The organism is Lentzea flava, from assembly GCF_014648475.1.
Lineage (GTDB): Bacteria > Actinomycetota > Actinomycetes > Mycobacteriales > Pseudonocardiaceae > Lentzea > Lentzea flava.
The window spans coordinates 60707-79515 of sequence record NZ_BMRE01000012.1 but is presented as its reverse complement, the minus strand read 5'-3'; the positions used below and the strand labels follow the sequence as shown (position 1 = coordinate 79515).

The window sequence follows — 18809 nt, the reverse complement described above, 5'->3', positions numbered from 1 at the left end:
CCGGGATCACCGTACGATCTCATGCCGTGGCTCCCAGCCTTGAGAACCTGCTGGTCGTGGGCATCGCGTCGAGCGCGCTGTTCGACCTCTCCGCGTCCGACGCCGTCTTCCAGTCCGAGGGCGAACAGGCCTACCGCGCCTACCAGGAGGCGCACCTCGACGAGCCGTTCGCGCCGGGTGTCGCGTTCCCGTTCATCCGGCGCCTGCTGCAGCTCAACTCCCTGGGACCACTGGTCGAGGTCATCGTGCTGTCCCGCAACTCCCCCGACACGGGCCTGCGCATCCTCCGCTCCGCCGCCCACCACGGCCTCGCGATCACCCGCGCGATCTTCACCGAGGGCCGCGCGCCGCACGAGTTCATGCCCGCGCTGAACATGTCGCTGTTCCTGTCCGCCCACTCGGACGACGTCCGCAAGGCGACGCTGGCAGGCATGCCCGCCGGCCAGGTGCTGGCCTCCTCCTTCATCGACGACGACGATCCGGCGCTGCGGATCGCGTTCGACTTCGACGGCGTGCTGGCGGACGACGCGGCGGAGCGGATCTACCAGAGCGGCGGGCTCGACCGGTTCCAGGAGCACGAGGCCACGAACGTGGTGACGCCACTCGATCCCGGCCCGCTGCGGAACTTCCTTGCTGGCATCAACCGGATCCAGCGCCAGGCCGAGGACCGCATCCGCGTCTCGGTGGTCACGGCCCGCTCGGCCCCGGCCCACGAACGCGCGATCAACAGCCTCAAGGCGTGGGGGCTGACCGTGAACGACGCGTTCTTCCTGGGAGGCCTGCGGAAGGCGCCGATCCTCGACGTGCTCAAGCCGCACATCTTCTTCGACGACCAGCGCGGGCACCTGATCCAGACCGTGCCGTGCGTGCACATCCCGTTCGGTGTCGCGAATGAGTAGCTGTACTCATGACAGCGCGGGTGTGACCCAGGACTCTCGGGATCATGACTTCTTCCACGCCCTCGCACACCCCGACCAGCGGCGCCTTCTACATGCAGGCGGTCCTGTCGTTCGGGCTCTCGCTGACCGCCGTCGGCATCGGAGTGGTGTTCCTCCCCGTTGACGGATGGGTGCGCGCGTTCCTGGGGATCGCGATGCTCTACACGGTCACGTCGGCGTTCACGCTGGCCAAGGTGATCAGGGACCGGCAGGAGGACACCTACATCAGCAGCCGCGTGGACAGAGCGCGGCTGGACAAGCTGCTGGCGGAGCACGACCCGTTCAAGATCGACGCGGCCTGACCAGCGTCAGCGCTCCGCCAGCACGTCGCGGAGCCCGGCGTGCCGGAACTCGTAGGAGGTGCCGACCTGCCGCAGCACGCCTCGAGAGTGGGCGTCGTCGAGGAACCGCATGAGCCGGAGGGGAAAGATCCCGCGCGTGGCGAACGGCAGTTTGGCGACCGCGTAGGCGAGCCAGTCGCTCATACTGAACATGAAGGCAGTCAGTACGACGAGAAATCCGGTGCCGACCTGCAGAGCGCCGCCGACACCCATCGGCTCACTCCCTGGGGGGATCAACGGCGTCATGATCGTGGCCGCGGCCACTGGCACGGCGAAGAAGACGAGCCCGAGACCAGCAAGGGTCAGCAGGTTCGCGTACCAGCTGGCGCGGAGGGACGAACGGGGATTCAGCGCTCGGACGTCGCTGACCGATGCGAGCTGTTTCTCCAGCCCTTCCTGCAGGCCGTAGGGGATGCCAACCGCCGCCATCATGACCACCGTGGCGACGAAGACCTCGAGAAAATCAGCCCAGTCGAACCAGATCGCCGAGATCGTCGCCAAAAGCAGTCCAGCTGCTACACCGCCACGGACCATCGTGAGGAACTTGGCCGTCATCGCGCGCAGGGGCAGCGCAGTGGGCAGTCTGGACACGACAGACGGCACCGATCCGCGCCCGACCTCATAAACGATCCACGCGCCGAGAACCGCCCCGCACACAGCGCCAGCCATCATCATGAACAGAAACTCCTGTCCGGCGACAAACCCGCCTGCGAGGCCGCCGACACAGTCGATCCCACAGCACACCAGCGGAAGGACCCAGCGTGGCAACGTCTGGCGGAGGTGCCACCAGGTGAAGCCGTCGGTGTCGCGCGACCGGAGGTAGAGGGCAAGATGGCCGAGCCACCGGCGTGCCTCAACTGCTTCGTAGGCTGGCTGCTTGGCGCGCCGCAGTCCCGGTGTCGGCCTGCGCGGGTGCTCGTCGCGGTACCTCGTGTCGACGAACGACGCCAGCAGGTGGTGCTCGATCTCCTCCGGAGTGGTCAGCAGCTCCGCCGGATCGGTGCGGGGATCCCGGTACGTCGCCCTCGCGAGCCACGCGAGCAACGGCCGGGCCAGCGCGGTGGCGAGTGGACCGGCCGGCTCCGCACGCATCCGCGCGACCACCGGCTGCCAGCGCGGATCGTCCGGCGCGCCACGCGTCACGTAGCCGATCACGGTGTCGGTGTCCGCGGTGCCGAGCACGATCTCCCGCGCGTCGCCGAGGACACGTCCTGCGGTCGCCAGGGCGTCCCGGTACTCGGCGACACGTGAAGTGAGTACCAGCGGGCCTGCCAGCCGGTCGATGCCGATCACAGCGGACACCCTGGACTCGGCGGGAAGCTCGTCCAGTCCGTCGAGCACGGGAAGCACGAGCCCGGCGGCGACCAGTTGCGCGGCCACCTCGCGGGTGAGACCGGTGTAGTCCTCGACGAGCCGCCGGGCGATCCAGTCGTGCAGGTGCTCGCCGGGATCCCACCGCGCCACCGGCAGCAGCACCGGAACCGGATCGCCCGACGCGCGTCGCTGGAGCAGTTCCAAGGTGAGGACGATCGCCGCCACGGTCTTGCCGGCTCCCGGCGGGCCCAGCACCACCACCCGGCCGGGGACGAGGTCGTCGATGTCGCACGTCCGCAGGAGCGCCTGGCCGACCAGGTCCTGCGACTCCAGCTCCGCCTCCCACCGCCCGCGAACTCCGGTGGCGAGGGCGTCGGCCGCCTGCGTCACGTCGAGTCGCACCTCGGTGCGGTCACCACGAACCTGCTGGACCACCAGCACGACGGCGAGCAGAGCCGACACCGGCCACGCCACCCAGAGATACGGCTGCCACGCCGCGGGCAGCGAACTGGTGGCGACGTTGACCGTGACGGGCAGAAGCAGCGCGGCGATGACCGCAGTCACCGCGATGGTCACGTAACGCCGCATCCGCCCTCCCGTCACCCTGTCCTCGTGCTGCGCGCGTCAGCCGTTACGTCAAAAGGCCGAGCGGGCCGGGATCGGGCAGACCGAACTGCCGGGCGAAGTCCACGCTGAACGACAGCTGCTGCCCCAACGGCACCGCACTGCGCGTGGTGCCCGCGACGTTCTCCGCCCCCTCCTTCGAGAACAACGGCGGCCACATGGTGATCGCGTCCCGAAGCCCGAGCTCGGCCACCTCCGCCTGCCAGGACGGCCAGAACGAATCGGCGTAGTACCCGGCCGGCCCTCCGTCGAGCAGCCAGAGCAGCCAGTGGCTGTAGCCGCCATCGAAGGTCTCCCACTCCAGCGAGTCCGGCGCGAAGTAGACGACCTGGCCCGGCTCCCCCGGCCTGCCGTGCCCCGCGCAGTCCGCGCCGTTCAACGCGAACACGCCGCCCAGCACATCGTGCGCGAGCACCAGCCCTGCCTCAGGCACCCACGAGGGATCGAACGAAGCAGGAAACCCGTTCACCTCGGCGAGGCTCGGCAACGAGCCACCGGATCCGCCGTACACGCGCAGCCAGCCGTGGTGCAGCGCCAGGCCGCCGCTGTTCAGCACGACCGCACCGAGCAACGACCGCGCGGTCACCTGCAGCTGCAGCAGCGTCGCGCGGCAGGCCGAATGATCCGGCGGCAGCACGACGCACGAGGTGACGCCCTCGGCGATCGCGTCCGCGACCACCGGCCACCCCGGATCGGCGACGTCGACGAGTTCGGCGATCTCTCGCACAGTTCCCCCAGAAAAAGCGGAAAGACCCGGCCGCACCGCGACCGGGCCCTCCCATCCAAGCACTAGCGAGCCAGACCGTCCTCGATCGCCTTGATGATCGCGGGCCGCAGCTCGGCGGCCGAGATGATCGCGTCGACCGATCCGACCTCGACCGCGCGCTGCACGCTGTGCACCCGGTCGAACTCCGCCGCCATCTCGTTCAGCTTCTCCGTCCGCACCGACTGGCGTGTCGCGGCCAGCTCGGCGGTCAGGGCCGCGCGCTCGGCACCCGACGCCTCGGCCACCGAGGCCTCCAGCTTCTTCACGCGCGGGTCGTTGGCCGTGCGGCCGTCCACCTCGCGGGCGAACACGACGGCCGCGGCGGGGGCGCCGCCAATGACCGAGGCGAAGGAGCCCTCGACCGCCAGCACCGTCATGGACGGGTTCAGGGCCTTCGAGAAGACCACGAACGCGCCGCCGTGGTAGCGCGAAATCACGCAGAACACGATCGGGCCGCGGAAGTTGACGATCGCGCGGCCGATCTCGGCGCCGTACTCGAGCTGCAGCAGGCGCATCGACTCCGGCGAGCCGTCGAAGCCGGACAGGTTCGCCAGCACGACCAGCGGCCTGTTGCCAGAGGCCGCGTTGATGGCGCGGGCCGCCTTCTTCGACGACTTCGGGAACAGCGTGCCCGCGGTGTAGGTGTCCGGGCCGTCGGTGGGCGGGAAGCCGGTGCGGGGCACGCCGCGCGACTCGATGCCCAGCAGCGTCACCGGGATGCCGCCGAGGTGCACGTCCTGCACGACCGCGGTGTCGGCGTCCGCCATGCCCGCCCAGCGCTCCAGGACGTCGTGGTCCTGGTCGGACAGCGCCCGCATGACCGTGCGGATGTCGAACGGCTTCTTGCGGTCCGGGTTCGCCTCGACCGAGAAGATCTCGCCGACCGTCGCGAAAGGACTGTCGGCGACGACGTGCGGGTACGAGGACACGTCGCGGGAAACCGGGTCCGACGTGGGCACCCGGCGCGGGCCGGACTCGCCCGGCGCGATGTAGCTGTGCTCGTAGTGCGCCATCAGCACGTCGAACGCCGCCCGCAGGTTCGGGGCCCAGTACTGCGCCTGGCCGTTCGGGCCCATGACGCGGTCGTAGCCGCCGATGCCGTAGTTGTCCTCTGCCGAGACGCCGCCGGAGAAGTCCAGGGCCTGCTTGCCGGTCAGCACCATGGCCGAGTCCGGGGTCATGACCAGGATGCCCTTGGTGTGCATGAGCATCGTGGCCTCGGCGTTCCAGTACGGCTGGGCGCCGACGTTGATGCCGTTGACCACCACGTTGATCTCGCCACCGGCCTGGGTGAACTCGACGATCCGCTTCAGCGCGGCGGCGACCCAGTCCATGTTCTCGACGCCGGAGCTCATCGAGATCTTGGCGCCGGACGACAGCGAGAACCACTCCAGCGGAACGGAGAGCTCCTCGGCGAGGTCCAGGGCGTGGATCACCCGCGAGCACTCGGGCTCGGCCAGCGCGCCCAGCGACTTGGTCGGGTCGCCGAGCAGCACCACGCGCTTCATGCCCTCGGGGTAGGCGGCGCTGGGCGTCGTCACCACACCGACGACGATGCCGGCCGTGTTGCGGCCGCGCGGGCGGTCCACCGGCACGAGGGCGCCGTCGACGAGGTCGTGCTCCACGAACGAACCGCCGTCGCCGACGAGCATGTCGACCAGCTCGTACGGGTAGATCGTGCCGCGCGACTGGGCCCGCAGGACGTTCTGGCGGTAGTCGTCGAGCGGCTGGATCGGCTCGGTCGGCGGCTGCACGAACGAGAACGACATGCCGGAGCCCGCGTTGTTCGCGATCCGGACGCCGATGTCGGTCAGCTCACCGGTGACGGCGTCCTTGCGGCGCGCCAGGAACAGGACCTCCTCCAGGTCCAGGCCCGTCGTCGTCGGTCCCACGCGGGTGGCCACGGCGTCGAGGTCCGAAGAGGACAGATCGGTCGGCGGCCACGCGTACAGCACGACCCGGTTGGTGGCGAGGCGCGTGCGGCCACCGGCCTGCGCACGGGCCCGGCGGATGCCGTCCAGGCAGGTCGCCAGCACGTCCTCGGCGGCGGGCAGGGCCACGATCCGGCCGTCGTCGTCGCGCAACGGCGTCAGGTCGCGGACCTGGCCGAGCGCCACGAGACGCTCGTCGGACTTGTTGGCCTTCGCGACCGCGCGGAACAGGTAGACGTCCTCGTCCAGCGACGGCAGGCGGGTGAGGTCGAACTCCCGCAGCCGCTCCAGCTGCATGCGTTCGGCGATGCGCGGGTGCAGCCCGCGCACCAGCCTCTCTTCGGCGAACCCGTTGGAGGACGGGCGGAAGGTGAAGTGGTGGTGCATCGACTCGCCGCGCCGGCCCGCCACCGTGGTGGTGATGCGGGTGACGGTCGGCGGCAGCTGGTGCGCGGCCAGGGCGGCGCCCAGGCCCGCGGCCATCTCGTCCTGGTCGGACGGTCCGTCGGCCCAGTTGACGTAGAGGTCCGCGACGACCGGGCTGCCGTTGCCGTGCGCGACGACCTCGCCGACGGCGTCCGACAGCGACGGGAACTCCACCGCGGTCGAGACGAGCCTGGTCTGCTCCGGCTCGTTCTCCGCGATGAAGAACGCGCCGTTGACGCGCGGGTTCGCCAGCGCCTTCTTGGTGTAGTAGCGGCGGGCCAGCACCTCCAGCAGCGGGGTGTTGTCCGCGCCGGGCTTGCCGATGCGCTGGCCGAGCAGGCGCACCAGCGGTTCGGCGGACGCGACCATCGCCGCGATCCGCTCCTCGCGGTCGGCGGCCTGGGGGTTCTTGTCGAGGTGGATCAGGTGCTTGCGGACCTCGCTGTGGACGCGGGCGCGGTTGCGGCGCACCAACGGCTGCGCGAACCAGGTGAAGACGACGCTGCGGGCGAGATCGGCCACCGCCGGGTAGCGCACCTGCGTCGCGGCGACGATGTGCTCCAGCACCAGACCGATCTGCACGCGCTCGGACTCGACCGGCGGCGCCTCCTGCACCCACTGGCGCAGCAGGGTCGTGGCGACGGCGGCGTCGAACACACCGCGACGCAGCGCCACGAAGATGCGGAAGACGGCCTGTTCGAGCTCTGGCGTGCGCTCCAGGTCGGTGATGCCGTAGTGGCCCATCACGTTCCGCAGGCGGGCGCGGAAGCTCTCCGGCAGCGCCGCGCGGTCCGCGTCGAGCGTCTTGAGGTAGGTGTGGAAGTGCTCGCGCGGAGAGTGGATGTGGTTCTCCGGCTTGGTCTCCTCACCGGCGGGGCGGTTGCGCGAGAGGTCGCACAGGTCGGCGAAGATGCCCAGCAGCTTGGCCTCTTCGACGAGCGGCCGCTCCAGCAGGTCGTGCCGCGCGCCCATGTACTCCGACAGCACGCGCTCGGTGTCGGCGGCCGTGGTGTCGAAGCCCAGCAACAGGTTCCGCAGGTCCTCGAGACCGCGCGCGACGATCTCCTCCGGCGCGACGTCGGTGCGCGGGGCGGGCAGTTCCAGCTCGACGGACGGCTCGGACTTCTCGACGACGGCGGCGCCGTCGGTGTCCTCGATCTCCTCCAGCTTCAGCAGCGCGCCACCGGCGGGCACCTGGGTGCCGACGACGACGTTGAGCTCCTTCAACCGCGCACGGAACGGCGCGCGCAGCACCGTCTCCATCTTCATCGCCTCGAGCACGAGAACCGGTGCGCCGGCCTCGACCTCGGCGCCGACCTCCAGCGGGGTCGCGACGACCAGCGCGGGCATCGGCGAGCGCAGAACGCCGCCCTCGTCACGGGTGACGCGGTGGGTGACGCCGTCGACCTCGACCTGGTGGACCGGGCCGGACGTGCCGGTGACGACGCGGAAACGCGTGCCGTTCACGGTGATCTGGCCGACGTGGTGGTCGAAGCGCTCGACGTCGACGTCACCGGTCAGCACGGTCTCCGAGCCCGAAGCGGACACCCCCACGCGGTACTTGGTGGCGCCGACGCGGGCGACCTGCACGACGTAGGACTGGCCGCGCAGCACGAACTCCAGCTTGCGCGCGCCCTCGTGGTTCGTGCGCGGCTGACCGCCGTGCGCGGACGCCAGCAGCTCGGTGCGGTTGATCTGCTCCTCGTCCTCGTACACCTCGATGCCGGCCGCCGCCAGGGCGATCGCGGAGTGGCGGTGCGAGACCAGGCCGCCCTCGGCGCGGACGCGGTCGATCCAGGAGGTGTCGGCGGTGCCGTCGATCACGGCGGGCTCGGCGAGCAGGTCGAGCACGAAGCTCTTGTTCGTCGTGCCGCCCTCGATGATCACGGTCGTCTCGGCCATGGCGCGGCGCAGCTTGCCGAGCGCCTCGTCGCGGTCGCGGCCGTACGCGATGATCTTCGCGATCATCGAGTCGAAGTCGGCGGGGATCTGCGAGCCCTCGGCCACTCCGGTGTCGACGCGGATGCCGGGACCGGCGGGCAGTTCGAGACGAACGATCGTGCCGGGGCACGGCGCGAAGTCGCGGTCCGGGTCCTCGGCGTTCAGGCGGGCCTCGACGGCGTGGCCGATCTCGACCGGTTTCTCGCCCTCCAGCCTGCCGCCGCCCGCGACGTGCAGCTGCGCCTTGACCAGGTCGAAGCCCGTGGTGATCTCGGTGATCGGGTGCTCGACCTGCAGGCGGGTGTTGACCTCCAGGAACGCGAAGAGCTTCTCACCGGGGTGGTAGAGGAACTCGACGGTGCACGCGCCGCGGTAGCCGACGGCGTTCGCGAGCCGTTCCGCCGACGCCTTCAGGTCCTCGACCTGCTGCGGCTCCAGCACGCAGGACGCCGACTCCTCGATGATCTTCTGGTTGCGCCGCTGCACCGAGCAGTCGCGGACGCCGAGCGCCCACGCCGTGCCCTGGCCGTCGGCGATGACCTGCACCTCGACGTGACGGGCGCCGGTGACGAGGCGCTCCAGGAACATCACGCCGGAGCCGAACGCGCGCTCGGCCTCCATGCTGGTGCGGTCGAAGTTCTCCTCCAGCTCCTCCGGCGAGGTGATCTTGCGGATGCCGCGGCCACCACCACCGGCGGTCGCCTTGAGCATCAACGGGTAGGTGACCTCCTCGGCCACCTTCAGCGCGTGCTCGAGGTTCTCGACGGCACCGCGGCTCCACGGCGCGACGGGAACACCGACCTCCTCGGCGATCAGCTTCGAGCCGATCTTGTCACCGAGCTTGCGCATGGCCTCGGCCGACGGGCCGACGAACGTGACGCCGACCTTCTCGCACAGCTCGGCGAACTCGGGAATCTCGGCGACGAAGCCCCAGCCGACCCACGCTGCGTCGGCCTTCGTCTCGACGAGAGCCTGCTCCAGCACCTCGAGGTTCAGGTACGGGCGGTCGGCGGCGAGGCCGAGGTTGTAGGCCAGATCGGCTTCTCTGACGAAGGGCGCCGACTTGTCGACATCGGTGTACAGGGCGACGGTCTCGATCCGCTCCCCTGACTCGGCGGCGAGCTCGCGGACGGCGTGGATCAGCCGCATTGCGGCTTCTCCGCGGTTGACGATCGCTACACGACTGAACAACGACTTGGCTCCTCGCGGACGTACAACCTCAGCGGCAGACGCCGCTCAATCGATGTACACACTCTCGTCTACTACCCGGTAGGAAAACCGCTAGATCGAAGCGAGTTGGGCAGCGTGCTTTGTATGAAACCAACAAGCCACCAGGTCCTCGGGCACAGGATCACTTGAGCCCGTGTCCCAGCTCACGACCCGGCCGCTGCCTCACCTTCGACCACCCGAACCCGGCGGCGAACACGAGCGGTAGCGCCGTGATCACCAGAGCGGCCTTCACCGACACCAGGTCGGCCACCGCTCCACCGGCCAGCGCACCCAGGGGCTGCCCCACTCCGAAGGTCACCGTGCGCCCCACCACGTTGACCCTGCCCTGTAGGTGGTCAGGGGTCGCGAGCTGGCGCACCGTCAGCCCGTTGACGATCACGATCGTCGAAGTCAGTCCCCACAACGCAGTGCTGACGACCGCGAGCCACCACTGATCCACCCCCACCAGCAAGCCCATGACACCGACCCCGGCGGAAAGCCCGATCGTGGTGACGTGCCGGGGTTCGCAGGCGTCACTGATCCTGGGCATCACGACGATCGCGGCGAACGACCCCGCGGCCAGGGCGCTGAACAGCATCCCGACCCTCGGGTCGTGCTCCGGCACGTCGAACACCCTGAAGGCGTAGACGACGATAAGCCCGGACACGGCCCCACCCGCGATCGCTTGACCGACACCCAAGGCGGTGAAGAGCCGGACTGTGGGTTCCCTCCACAGGAACTCGAGTCCTTCCCTGATGTCCGCCTTGAGCGAGATGCGCGGTTCTCTCACCTGGTTGAGCGGCCGCAGGATCATCCGGACGAGCACGGCGGAAACGGCGAAGCTCATCGCGTCGAGCGCCATGGTGCCCGCGGGCCCGATGACGGCGATCAGCACACCGGCTGCCGACGGCGCCACGATGTGCACCGCGGTGGCGGCACTCCAGATCGCGCTGTTGGCCCGGACCAGGTTCCGGCAGCCGACCAGCGCGGGCACGGCACCGAAACTGGCCGCGTCGAACCACACGCCGACACTCGCCACCCCCGCCGCGACCAGCAGCAGGTGCTGTGGCGTCAGGGTGTCGAGGGCGGCCGCCACGGGAACGCTCGCGAGCAGCCCGGCGCTGATGGCGTCCGTGACGACCATGACCGTGCGCCGGTGCATGCGGTCGACGAGCGCGCCCGCGACCAACCCGAACACGAGGTAGGGCGCGGCGGTGAGGGCCGCGAGCGCTGCCGTGTGCACGGCGCTGCCGGTGAGCGAGTACATGAGGACGGGCAGCGCGACGCCCGACACCGCGGATCCGGTGGTCGAGATGACCCTGGAGAGCCAGAGCTTCCCGAACTCGCGATCGGTCCACAGCGTCAACCGATCAGGATTGCGGAACTCGGATCACATCCCCGGGGTGGATCACGTTCGGGTCCGTGATGACGTGCGGGTTGGCCCGCACCAGTCGCGTGTAGAGGTTGCCGGCGCCGTAGAAGTGCGTGGCGATCGCCCACAGGGTGTCGCCGGGTTTGATCGTGTACTCCTGGTAGACGCGGTAGCCCGGCACGATCCGCGGCCCGTACACGACGGGCACGATGACCTTGTCGAGCTCCGCGCCGTCCTTGGGCGAGATCCAGAACACCTCGACGAAGAGCCGGTCGAGCGCGAACGACGCGCCCGACACGTCCACGTTCACCTGGAACTGGCCGTGGCCGCCGGTCCCGTCGCCGGCCATGAACCCGCCGGTGACCTCGTCGTGTCCCTCGTGGATCCGGTAGTTGAACTGCGCCTCGAACGCCCCGCCCGCGGTGCCGGCGATCTGGACGTGACTGCCGACGAGGCCGAGGGCCCGCGGCTGCTGAACATCGATCGACATCGTTGTTCCCCCTTCCTTCCCTTGGTAAGTCGTGAGGAGGAAGGTGGTCGTTGCCCGGGGTCACCCCGGTGGCGCAACGCGTGGTGGTGGAGGACGGAGTCGAACCGCCTTTGCCGGAGCTCCCGTTTTACAGACGGGCGGGGCTCCACAGCCCCATCTCCACCATTGTGCAAATGCATTTCCTACGCCTCTGAGCTGCGCAGACACCAATATCATGACGTCGCCGGTGAGACCACTCAACCGATTTTCCGAAACACCTTTCCGCTCGGGCGCGATATCGAGGACGTGAAGGTGGTGGGACGCGGCCGGGAACTCGCGCTGGTGCGTGCGCGGCTGGAGGCGGAGACCGGCGGGCTGGTGCTGTGCGGCGGCGAGCCCGGCATCGGCAAGACCAGGCTGGCCCAGGAGCTGGCCGGGCACGCGCTAGCGCTGGGCCGTGAGGTCGTGTGGGGGCACTGCGTCGAAACCGAGGGCGCACCGGCGTTCTGGCCGTGGCGGCAGGTCCTGAAGGCGACCGGCGCCGACCCCGATGCCGTGCTGGCGCACGACGCCGAGGTGCCGCAGGACCGGTTCCGGGTGTTCGACGCGATCGCGACCGCGCTCGACCGCGACGGCCTGGTGATCGTCGTCGAGGACGTCCACTGGGCCGACCAGGCCTCGTTGCTGGTCCTCGCCCACCTCGCCACCCAGCTGCGCTCCGTGCTGATCTTCGCGACGTTCCGCGACCCGTGCCCCGCCGTCGCGGACCTCATGCGCTCGGCGGTCCGCATCGACCTGCACGGCCTGTCCACCGACGAGGTGGCCGAGCTCGTCGGAGCCGGACGCGCGGCCGAGGTGATGTCGTTGACGAGTGGAAATCCCCTTTTCGTCACGGAGATCGCCCGCGCGGTCGAGGACGGCACGTGGCGGCCGGACCAGCCGCCCCGCAGCGTCCGCGACATCGTGACCGCGCGGCTCGACCGGCTGAGCCCACCGGCGCGGGAGCTGATCAAGACCGCCGCGCTGATCGGCCGCGACTTCGACGTCGACCTCGCGGCCGCGGCGTCCGGTCAGCCCCTCGACGTGCTGGACGAGGCGACGACGCTGATCGACGCCACCGGCCACCGGTTCGTGCACGCGCTGACCCGTGACGCCGTCGAGGCCTCGCTGACCACGGCCGAGCGCCGCACGATCCACCGGCGGATCGCCGAGGCGATGACGGGCAGCACGCGCTACGCCGACGTTGCCCGGCACTGGATCGCTTGCGGCGCAACGGAAGAGGCGCGGGCGTGGACGATCCGCGCTGCCGAGGACGCGGTGCGGCGCCTGGCCTACGAGGAAGGCGTGCGTCTCTACCGCATGGCGGCGTCCATAGAGGACACCTGCGAGGTCCAGGTCGCACTGGGCAGGGCGGCCTACTTCGCCGGCGATCTCGCGGGGTGCGTGCAGGCGGCCCAGCGCGCGGCCGAACTGGCGACGACACCGGAACAGATCGCCGAGGCGGCCCTGGTGCTGGAGGCCGCACCCGGATCAGGGGTGAACGCGGTGGCGACCCCGTTGTGCGACAACGCACTCCGCCACGAGGTCAGTCCCGCCACCCGCGCCCGGCTGCTCGCCCAGCGCAGCCACCTCGCGTTCTACCGCGGCGAACAACACCGTCTCGACGAGCTCAGCCGGGAGGCGCTCGACCTCGCGCGCGGCAGCGGCGACGACCGCGCGCTCGCCGAGGCCCTGCACGCCCGGCAGGAGGCCTGCCCCGGTCCGGCCGGCCGCGCGGAACGGCTCGGGCTCGCCACCGAGATGATCGGCCTGGCCCACCGCACCCGCAGCCCGCGCGGGGCGATGTGGGGCTCGCTGTGGCGGATCCACGCGTTGATCGAGAGCGGCGAACTCGCTGCCGCGCAGGAAGAACTGCCCGCGCTGGCGCTGGCCTGCGATCGGGTCGGCGGCCAGGTGCCGCTGTGGCACCTGGAGGTCGTGACGGCCTGTCTCGCCCAGGCGCAGGGCCGGTTCGCCGAGGCCCAGGAGGTCGGGCGGCGGGCCTACGACCGGATGCGGGTGATCGAACCCGAACCGGCTTCCGGCGCGTACTTCGCGTTGCAGTGCGGGCTGGCGTGCCATCTCGGCGTCTCCGCGGACGGTCTGGCGCTCGCCCGCCACTTCCACAACCCGCCGCCGCGCTTCCACCTGATGTCGAAGGTGACGCGCGCCTACCTGTTGCTGTGCGCGGGTTTCCGGGACGAGGCAGCCGAGTGGTACCGCCGCGCCGGCCCGATCACCGAGTGGGACCTGCCCGCGTTCTTCGTGGTGCCCGGCCTGGTCGACGCCGTGCTCGTCACGTCAGGGCTCGGCCTGCTCGACGACCTCGCCGAGGTCCTGCCGCGCCTGGAGGCGTTCCGGGGTGAGCACGCGGCCGGCAACGGCGTCGCCTACATGGGCCCGGTGTCGCTCGCGCTCGGCCGCGGGTACCTCGCGCTGGGCCGCCCGGCGGAAGCGGCGGCCGATCTCGCCAGCGCCGTCGACGAGGCGGCGAGGGCGGGCGCTCCGGCGTTCGCCGCGGAGGCCCGCTGGCACCTCGCCGCCGCGTTGCGCGCGCTGGGCAAGGACGCCGACGCCGTGCAGCGCGCCGCCGACCGCGCCATCCGCGACCTCGGCATGACCGCCTTCACGACGACGGAGCTGAGCAGCCGCGAGCACGAGGTCGCGCGCCTGGTCGCCGAGGGCCTCACCAACCGCCAGATCGCACACCGGCTCGTGATCTCCGAACGCACCGCGCAGAACCACGTGCAGCACATCCTCACCAAGCTCGGCTTCAGCACGCGCAGCCAGATCGCGGCGTGGATGAGTACCCGGCCGAGTACTCCGGCGGATGGCTGAGCAGCGCGAACTTCCTAGGTTCGTGGTCACACGACCTCAGGAGGAACACCATGTGGCTCACCATCGCGACCCCGCCCACCAAGTCCCTCGACCACCTCGACAAGGTGATGGGTGTGAGCGCCCCCGACGGCCTGCGCGCCCGGTACGCCTGCCAGGCCGACGGCGAGTTCCGGATCATCGCCGTGTGGGAGACCAAGGAACACGCCGACCGCTTCTTCCGCGAGGTGCTCGGCCCGATCCTCGCCCGCGTCCTCGGCCCCGAGCCGTCCGGCGCGCCCGCGGTCACCGGCATGGAGGTGCTCAGGGAGTTCATCCCGGCCACCGCGGGGTAACCGCCCGGCATGCAACCAGTGAAACGGGCTGCGGCAGCGGTCGGCGCGGCGTTCCTGCTCGTCGGGGTGCTCGGGTTCGTTCCCGGCATCACCAAGCACTACGACGAGCTGGCCTTCGCCGGCCACTCCGGAGCCCTTCTCCTCGGCCTCTTCGCGGTCTCCGTCCTGCACAACCTCGTGCACCTGCTGTTCGGCGTCCTCGGCCTGCTGTCGGCGAAACTCCCCGGCACGGCGCGGCTGTTCCTGATGGCGGGCGGCGGCCTCTACGTGCTGCTGTGGGTGTGGGGCTCGGCGATCGGCGAGCACACCCGCGCGAACTTCCTGCCGATCAACACCGCCGACAACTGGCTGCACCTGGGCCTCGGCGCCGGGATGATCCTGCTCGGCATCGCGGTGACGGCGGCCGAACGCGCCCGCAGCGACTCGCCCGTCAATTGAGCGTGGCGATCGAGACGTTGAGGGCCGCCGCGAAGCTCACCCACGCCAGGTAGGGCACCAGGAGCAGCGCGGCGGCCCTGCTGCGCCACCAGAACACGACGACCAGCGCGACGATCGCGAGCCACAGCACCACGATCTCGGCGAACGCGATCCCGTACCAGCGCAGGCCGAAGAACAACGGCGTCCACGCCGCGTTCAGCACGAGCTGCACACCGAACAACGTCAGCTCGCCCCGCCTGGCGCCGTGCCGCCACGCCAGCCAGCCGGACACCGCGATCAACCCGTACAGCACCGTCCACACAGGACCGAACAGCCAGGAGGGCGGTGCCCACGACGGCCGCCGCAGCGCCAGGTACTCGGCACCCGCCGACACCGAGAACAACGACCCGGCGACGGCGGTCACGACGACCGCCGCGAGGAACACGAGGAGCACCCGCACGGGGTGGTGGCGCAACGGCAGGGCGGTCATGAGGAACTCCCGACAGGCAGGGCAGGGATGACGGCGAACACCCCGCGGGAGAGCAAGCCCCCGTGGTCATGCCAGAGAGTCTAGATTCGATTCAAAATCGTTTCAACCGCAGAGCCCAGCGTGGCCACCCGCCCAACGCCCTCCGGCAGCGGCACTCCGTCCCACCCCGGCCCTCCGACCAGCACCGGAACGTCTCCGAGGTCCGCCAGCGGCACCTGCTGCGCATACACCTGGGCGTGCGCCCACACGAACACGACCCGCGGCTTCAGCCGATTCGCCGCACTCACCAGCGCGGCGGCGGGAACGCGCGCCCCGAGGTTGCGGGACACGCACCCCTTCTCGGCGAGCGCGGCCGCCAGCACGTCCAACGGCAGGCTGTGCTGCTCGTCCGGCGCGCACGCCAGCACCACCGACGGCTCCCCCAGCGCCACGCCGGACACCCGCATCGCGTCGGAGATGCTGCCGCTCGCGACGTGCTCGACCTCGACACCGCAGGCGGTCGACGAGATCCGGTCGCCGAGCGCGATCAGGAACGGCATCAGCACCGCGTCCCACGTGTGCACGACGCCGTGGCGTGCGATCAGCCCAACGGCGACCCTGCGCATCCGTGCCGCGTCGAGCAGGTCGGCGGCGGCCTCGAAGTCCAGGTCACCGGACGGCATCACCGAGGCGGCGGCCGACGCGGGCGCGACCCCGGACCCGGTCAGCTCGACCATGCGCTTCAGGCGCTCGACGTCGTCCTCGCTGTAGCGGCGGTGCTTGCCCTCGTGCCGCGTGCTGGGCCCGAGACCGTACCGCCGGTCCCACGTGCGCAGGGTCGTGGGCGAGATGCCGAGCATCCGCGCGACCGCGCCCGCACTCCACTCCACAGGTTCACCTCCGCCGCATCGATTTTGAATCGTATGCGCGTGGGAGTCAGTTCGCGGTGACGGGTGCGGCGGCGTCGACGCCGGCGGATCACCGCCCATCAGCCACGCGAGGACCCCCAGAACACGCCTCGGACCGCCCGATGTGGACGGTCCGAGGTGGACGGTGCTACTTTTTCTTGCCGGAGAAGAGCTCCTTGAGCTGCGTGCCGCGGCGGCGCAGGCCCCACTTCGTCACGCGGATCAGCGCCTCGCGGACGATGTTGCCGCTCATCTTCGACTCGCCGAACTCGCGCTCCTGGAACGTGATCGGCACCTCGCGCACGCGGAAGCCGAGCTCCAGCGTCCGCCACAGCAGGTCGATCTGGAAGCAGTAGCCGGCGGAGGCGACCGAGGCGAGGTTGAGCTTGCGCAGGGTGTCCGCGCGGAACGCCCGGTAGCCGCCCGTCATGTCGCGGATGTTCGCGCCCAGCGCGAGCCGCGAGTACAGCGAGCCGCCCAGCGACAACAGCTTGCGCTGCGTCGGCCAGTTCACGACCTCGCCGCCGGGCACCCAGCGCGAGCCGAGCACGAGGTCGGCCTGCGGCAGCGCGTCGAGGAGCCGGTGCAGCTGCTCCGGAGCGTGCGAGCCGTCGGCGTCCATTTCGCACACGACGCCGTAGTCGCGCTCCAGCGCCCACTGGAAGCCCGCGACGTACGCGGCGCCCAGGCCGGCCTTCTCGGTGCGGTGCATCACGTGGACGCGCTCGTCGGCGGCCGCCATCTCGTCGGCGAGCTGGCCGGTGCCATCGGGGCTGCCGTCGTCGACCACCAGCACGTGCACGTCGGGCAGTGCCGTGTGCAGTCTCTTGACGATCTTTCCGATGTTGTCCCGCTCGTTGTAGGTCGGGATCACCACCAGCACCTGCCCGAGTTCCTGGTCAGGCTGCTGCGCCATTCGAGTCCTTCCGTCGTCGTGTGAAGCCCAGCGCCAACGCCACAAGGCCCGCAGCGGTCAGCACCCACTCGGGCCAGGCTCCTAGCCAAGTGGCCAGCGTAGTCTGTGACCGCAGCGGCAGTGTCGCGACCAGGGCACCGGGCTCGAAGAGCCCAGTCTTCCGAGTGACGGAACCGTCGGGTTCGACGATGGCGCTGACCCCGGAGGTGGCCGCCACGACCACCGCCCGCCCGTGCTCGACGGCACGCACGCGTGACATGGAAAGCTGCTGGTAGGTCATCTCCGTGAAGCCGAACGTGGCGTTGTTCGTCGGGATCGCGATGATCGTCGCGCCGGTCGTCACGGAGTCGCGGACAACTGAGTCGAACGCCACTTCGTAACACGTGTCAATCGCGACCTTCGCGGGTCCCATGACGAAACCGTCCGGGTCCGAACCGGGCTGGAACACCCCCGCCCGGTCCACCGTGGACGTGAACAGCCGGAAGAACGACCGCCACGGCATCGTCTCGCCGAAGGGCTGCAGCTTGCGCTTGGTGTAGGTGTCGGTCGGCCCCTTGCCGGGCTCCCACAGCACCACCGTGTTGCGCGGCAGCCCGTCGCGCCGGTCGACCACCACCGCGCCCACCGCGATCGGCGCCTTGATCGCGTCGGCCGCCGCGGTGATCACCGCGGCGGCGTCGGCGTTGCGGAACGGGTCGATGTCGGACGAGTTCTCCGGCCAGATCACGATGTCGGGCTGCTTCGCCTTGCCCGCGGCCACGTCGGCGGCGAGCTGCAGGGTCCTGCGGGCGTGGTTGTCGAGCACCGCGCGGCGCTGGGCGTTGAAGTCGAGCCCGGCGCGCGGCACGTTGCCCTGGATCGCGGCGACGGTGACGGTCCCTGCCGAGGCGTCCACGCCCACCGGCACCGCGAACCCGGCCAGCAGCGACGCCACGACCAGCGGCAGCCCGAGCTTCCAGTTCCGCCAGACCCAGAACAGCCCGAACCCGGTCAGCACCACCGCGAACGACACCAGCGGCGCGCCGCCGAGCGACGCCAGCGGCAGGTACCAGCCCTCCGGCTGCCCGAACGCGACCTTGCCCCAGGTGAAGCCGCCGAACGGGAACACCCCGCGCACCGCCTCGTCCGCCACCCACAGGCACGCCGCCCACACCGGCCAGCCCGGCACCCGCGAGATCGCGGCCATCGCGGTCGTGGCGATGGAGATCATCACCGCGCACGCCAGCGCCAGCGGCAGCCACGCGATCAGCCCGACGAACTCCCCGGTCCACCGCAGCAGCGGCACCATGAACCCGAGCCCGAACAGCACGCCGTAGCCGAAGCCCGCACGCGCCTTCCGGTGGAAGATCACAGCCGCCAGCAACGCGAAGCCGACCGGCGCCAGGAACCACAGCGGCCGCGGTGGAAAGCTCAGGTGGATCAGCGCGCCGCCGGCGACGGCGAGTGCCGCGCGCGTCAGCACCGGAAGGCTCAGGCGCCGCCGGTGAGCGGGCAATTCCGGCGATTCCGGCGATCCCGGCGCAGCGGGGGGTGCGACCACCCGATCAGCCTACGAGGCC

14 protein-coding genes and 1 tRNA gene are annotated in these 18809 nt (G+C 70.5%); 5 read left to right on the top strand and 10 right to left on the bottom strand.

The window, feature by feature from the left end; all coding sequences use genetic code 11:
- The first annotated feature begins 26 nt into the window (after positions 1 to 26).
- Entirely contained in the window at positions 27 to 899 is an 873-nt protein-coding gene (locus tag IEZ09_RS16630; RefSeq protein WP_189254608.1) for a 5'-nucleotidase, read from the top strand.
- Between the two features lie 44 nt (positions 900 to 943).
- On the top strand, positions 944 to 1240 hold the full coding sequence (locus IEZ09_RS16625) for a YiaA/YiaB family inner membrane protein (protein WP_189254607.1): 297 nt from the start codon (positions 944 to 946) through the stop codon (positions 1238 to 1240).
- Between the two features lie 6 nt (positions 1241 to 1246).
- Here the strand turns inward: IEZ09_RS16625 and IEZ09_RS16620 are convergent, their stop codons facing one another.
- From IEZ09_RS16620 to IEZ09_RS16595, 6 genes are all read right to left on the bottom strand, one after another.
- On the bottom strand, positions 1247 to 3181 hold the full coding sequence (locus IEZ09_RS16620) for an NACHT domain-containing protein (RefSeq protein WP_189254606.1): 1935 nt from the start codon (positions 3179 to 3181) through the stop codon (positions 1247 to 1249).
- Between the two features lie 43 nt (positions 3182 to 3224).
- Positions 3225 to 3944 carry a DUF2625 family protein gene (locus IEZ09_RS16615; RefSeq protein ID WP_189254605.1) on the bottom strand — a complete coding sequence of 240 codons (720 nt, stop codon included), beginning with the start codon at positions 3942 to 3944 and terminating at the stop codon, positions 3225 to 3227.
- 62 nt (positions 3945 to 4006) lie between these two features.
- A complete protein-coding gene (locus tag IEZ09_RS16610; protein WP_189254604.1) occupies positions 4007 to 9472 on the bottom strand; it encodes an ATP-binding protein in 5466 nt (1821 codons plus the stop codon).
- A gap of 160 nt (positions 9473 to 9632) precedes the next feature.
- Positions 9633 to 10856 carry an MFS transporter gene (locus IEZ09_RS16605; protein WP_189254603.1) on the bottom strand — a complete coding sequence of 408 codons (1224 nt, stop codon included), beginning with the start codon at positions 10854 to 10856 and terminating at the stop codon, positions 9633 to 9635.
- A 4-nt stretch (positions 10857 to 10860) separates the two neighbouring features.
- A complete protein-coding gene (locus tag IEZ09_RS16600; RefSeq protein WP_189254602.1) occupies positions 10861 to 11352 on the bottom strand; it encodes a Gmad2 immunoglobulin-like domain-containing protein in 492 nt (163 codons plus the stop codon).
- An 81-nt stretch (positions 11353 to 11433) separates the two neighbouring features.
- Positions 11434 to 11516 (bottom strand) — tRNA-Tyr (locus IEZ09_RS16595).
- 121 nt (positions 11517 to 11637) lie between these two features.
- Between IEZ09_RS16595 and IEZ09_RS16590 the strand changes: the two genes are divergently transcribed.
- The 3 genes from IEZ09_RS16590 to IEZ09_RS16580 are packed head-to-tail and all read left to right on the top strand — an operon-like array spanning position 11638 to position 14978.
- Positions 11638 to 14208: an ATP-binding protein gene (locus tag IEZ09_RS16590; RefSeq protein WP_229812622.1), complete on the top strand. Its 2571-nt coding sequence runs from the start codon at positions 11638 to 11640 to the stop codon at positions 14206 to 14208.
- Positions 14209 to 14258: 50 nt separating this feature from the next.
- Positions 14259 to 14540: a hypothetical protein gene (locus tag IEZ09_RS16585; RefSeq protein WP_189254601.1), complete on the top strand. Its 282-nt coding sequence runs from the start codon at positions 14259 to 14261 to the stop codon at positions 14538 to 14540.
- Positions 14541 to 14549: 9 nt separating this feature from the next.
- Positions 14550 to 14978: a DUF4383 domain-containing protein gene (locus IEZ09_RS16580; RefSeq protein ID WP_189254600.1), complete on the top strand. Its 429-nt coding sequence runs from the start codon at positions 14550 to 14552 to the stop codon at positions 14976 to 14978.
- On the opposite strand, the gene IEZ09_RS16575 is transcribed toward IEZ09_RS16580, so the two are convergent.
- The 4 genes from IEZ09_RS16575 to lnt all read right to left on the bottom strand — a co-directional run bounded on the left by IEZ09_RS16575 (position 14971) and on the right by lnt (position 18790).
- A complete protein-coding gene (locus IEZ09_RS16575) occupies positions 14971 to 15447 on the bottom strand; it encodes a TspO/MBR family protein (RefSeq protein ID WP_189254599.1) in 477 nt (158 codons plus the stop codon). The two genes, IEZ09_RS16580 and IEZ09_RS16575, sit on opposite strands and share 8 nt — an antisense overlap.
- Positions 15448 to 15527: 80 nt before the next feature.
- Positions 15528 to 16316 carry a MerR family transcriptional regulator gene (locus tag IEZ09_RS16570; protein WP_229812621.1) on the bottom strand — a complete coding sequence of 263 codons (789 nt, stop codon included), beginning with the start codon at positions 16314 to 16316 and terminating at the stop codon, positions 15528 to 15530.
- Between the two features lie 166 nt (positions 16317 to 16482).
- Positions 16483 to 17250, bottom strand: a complete 768-nt coding sequence (locus IEZ09_RS16565) for a polyprenol monophosphomannose synthase (protein ID WP_189254597.1) — start codon at positions 17248 to 17250, stop codon at positions 16483 to 16485.
- Complete coding sequence (gene lnt / locus IEZ09_RS16560; protein WP_229812620.1) at positions 17234 to 18790, bottom strand: apolipoprotein N-acyltransferase; 1557 nt, start codon at positions 18788 to 18790, stop codon at positions 17234 to 17236. Before lnt ends, IEZ09_RS16565 begins: the two co-directional genes overlap by 17 nt.
- Positions 18791 to 18809 lie beyond the last annotated feature (19 nt).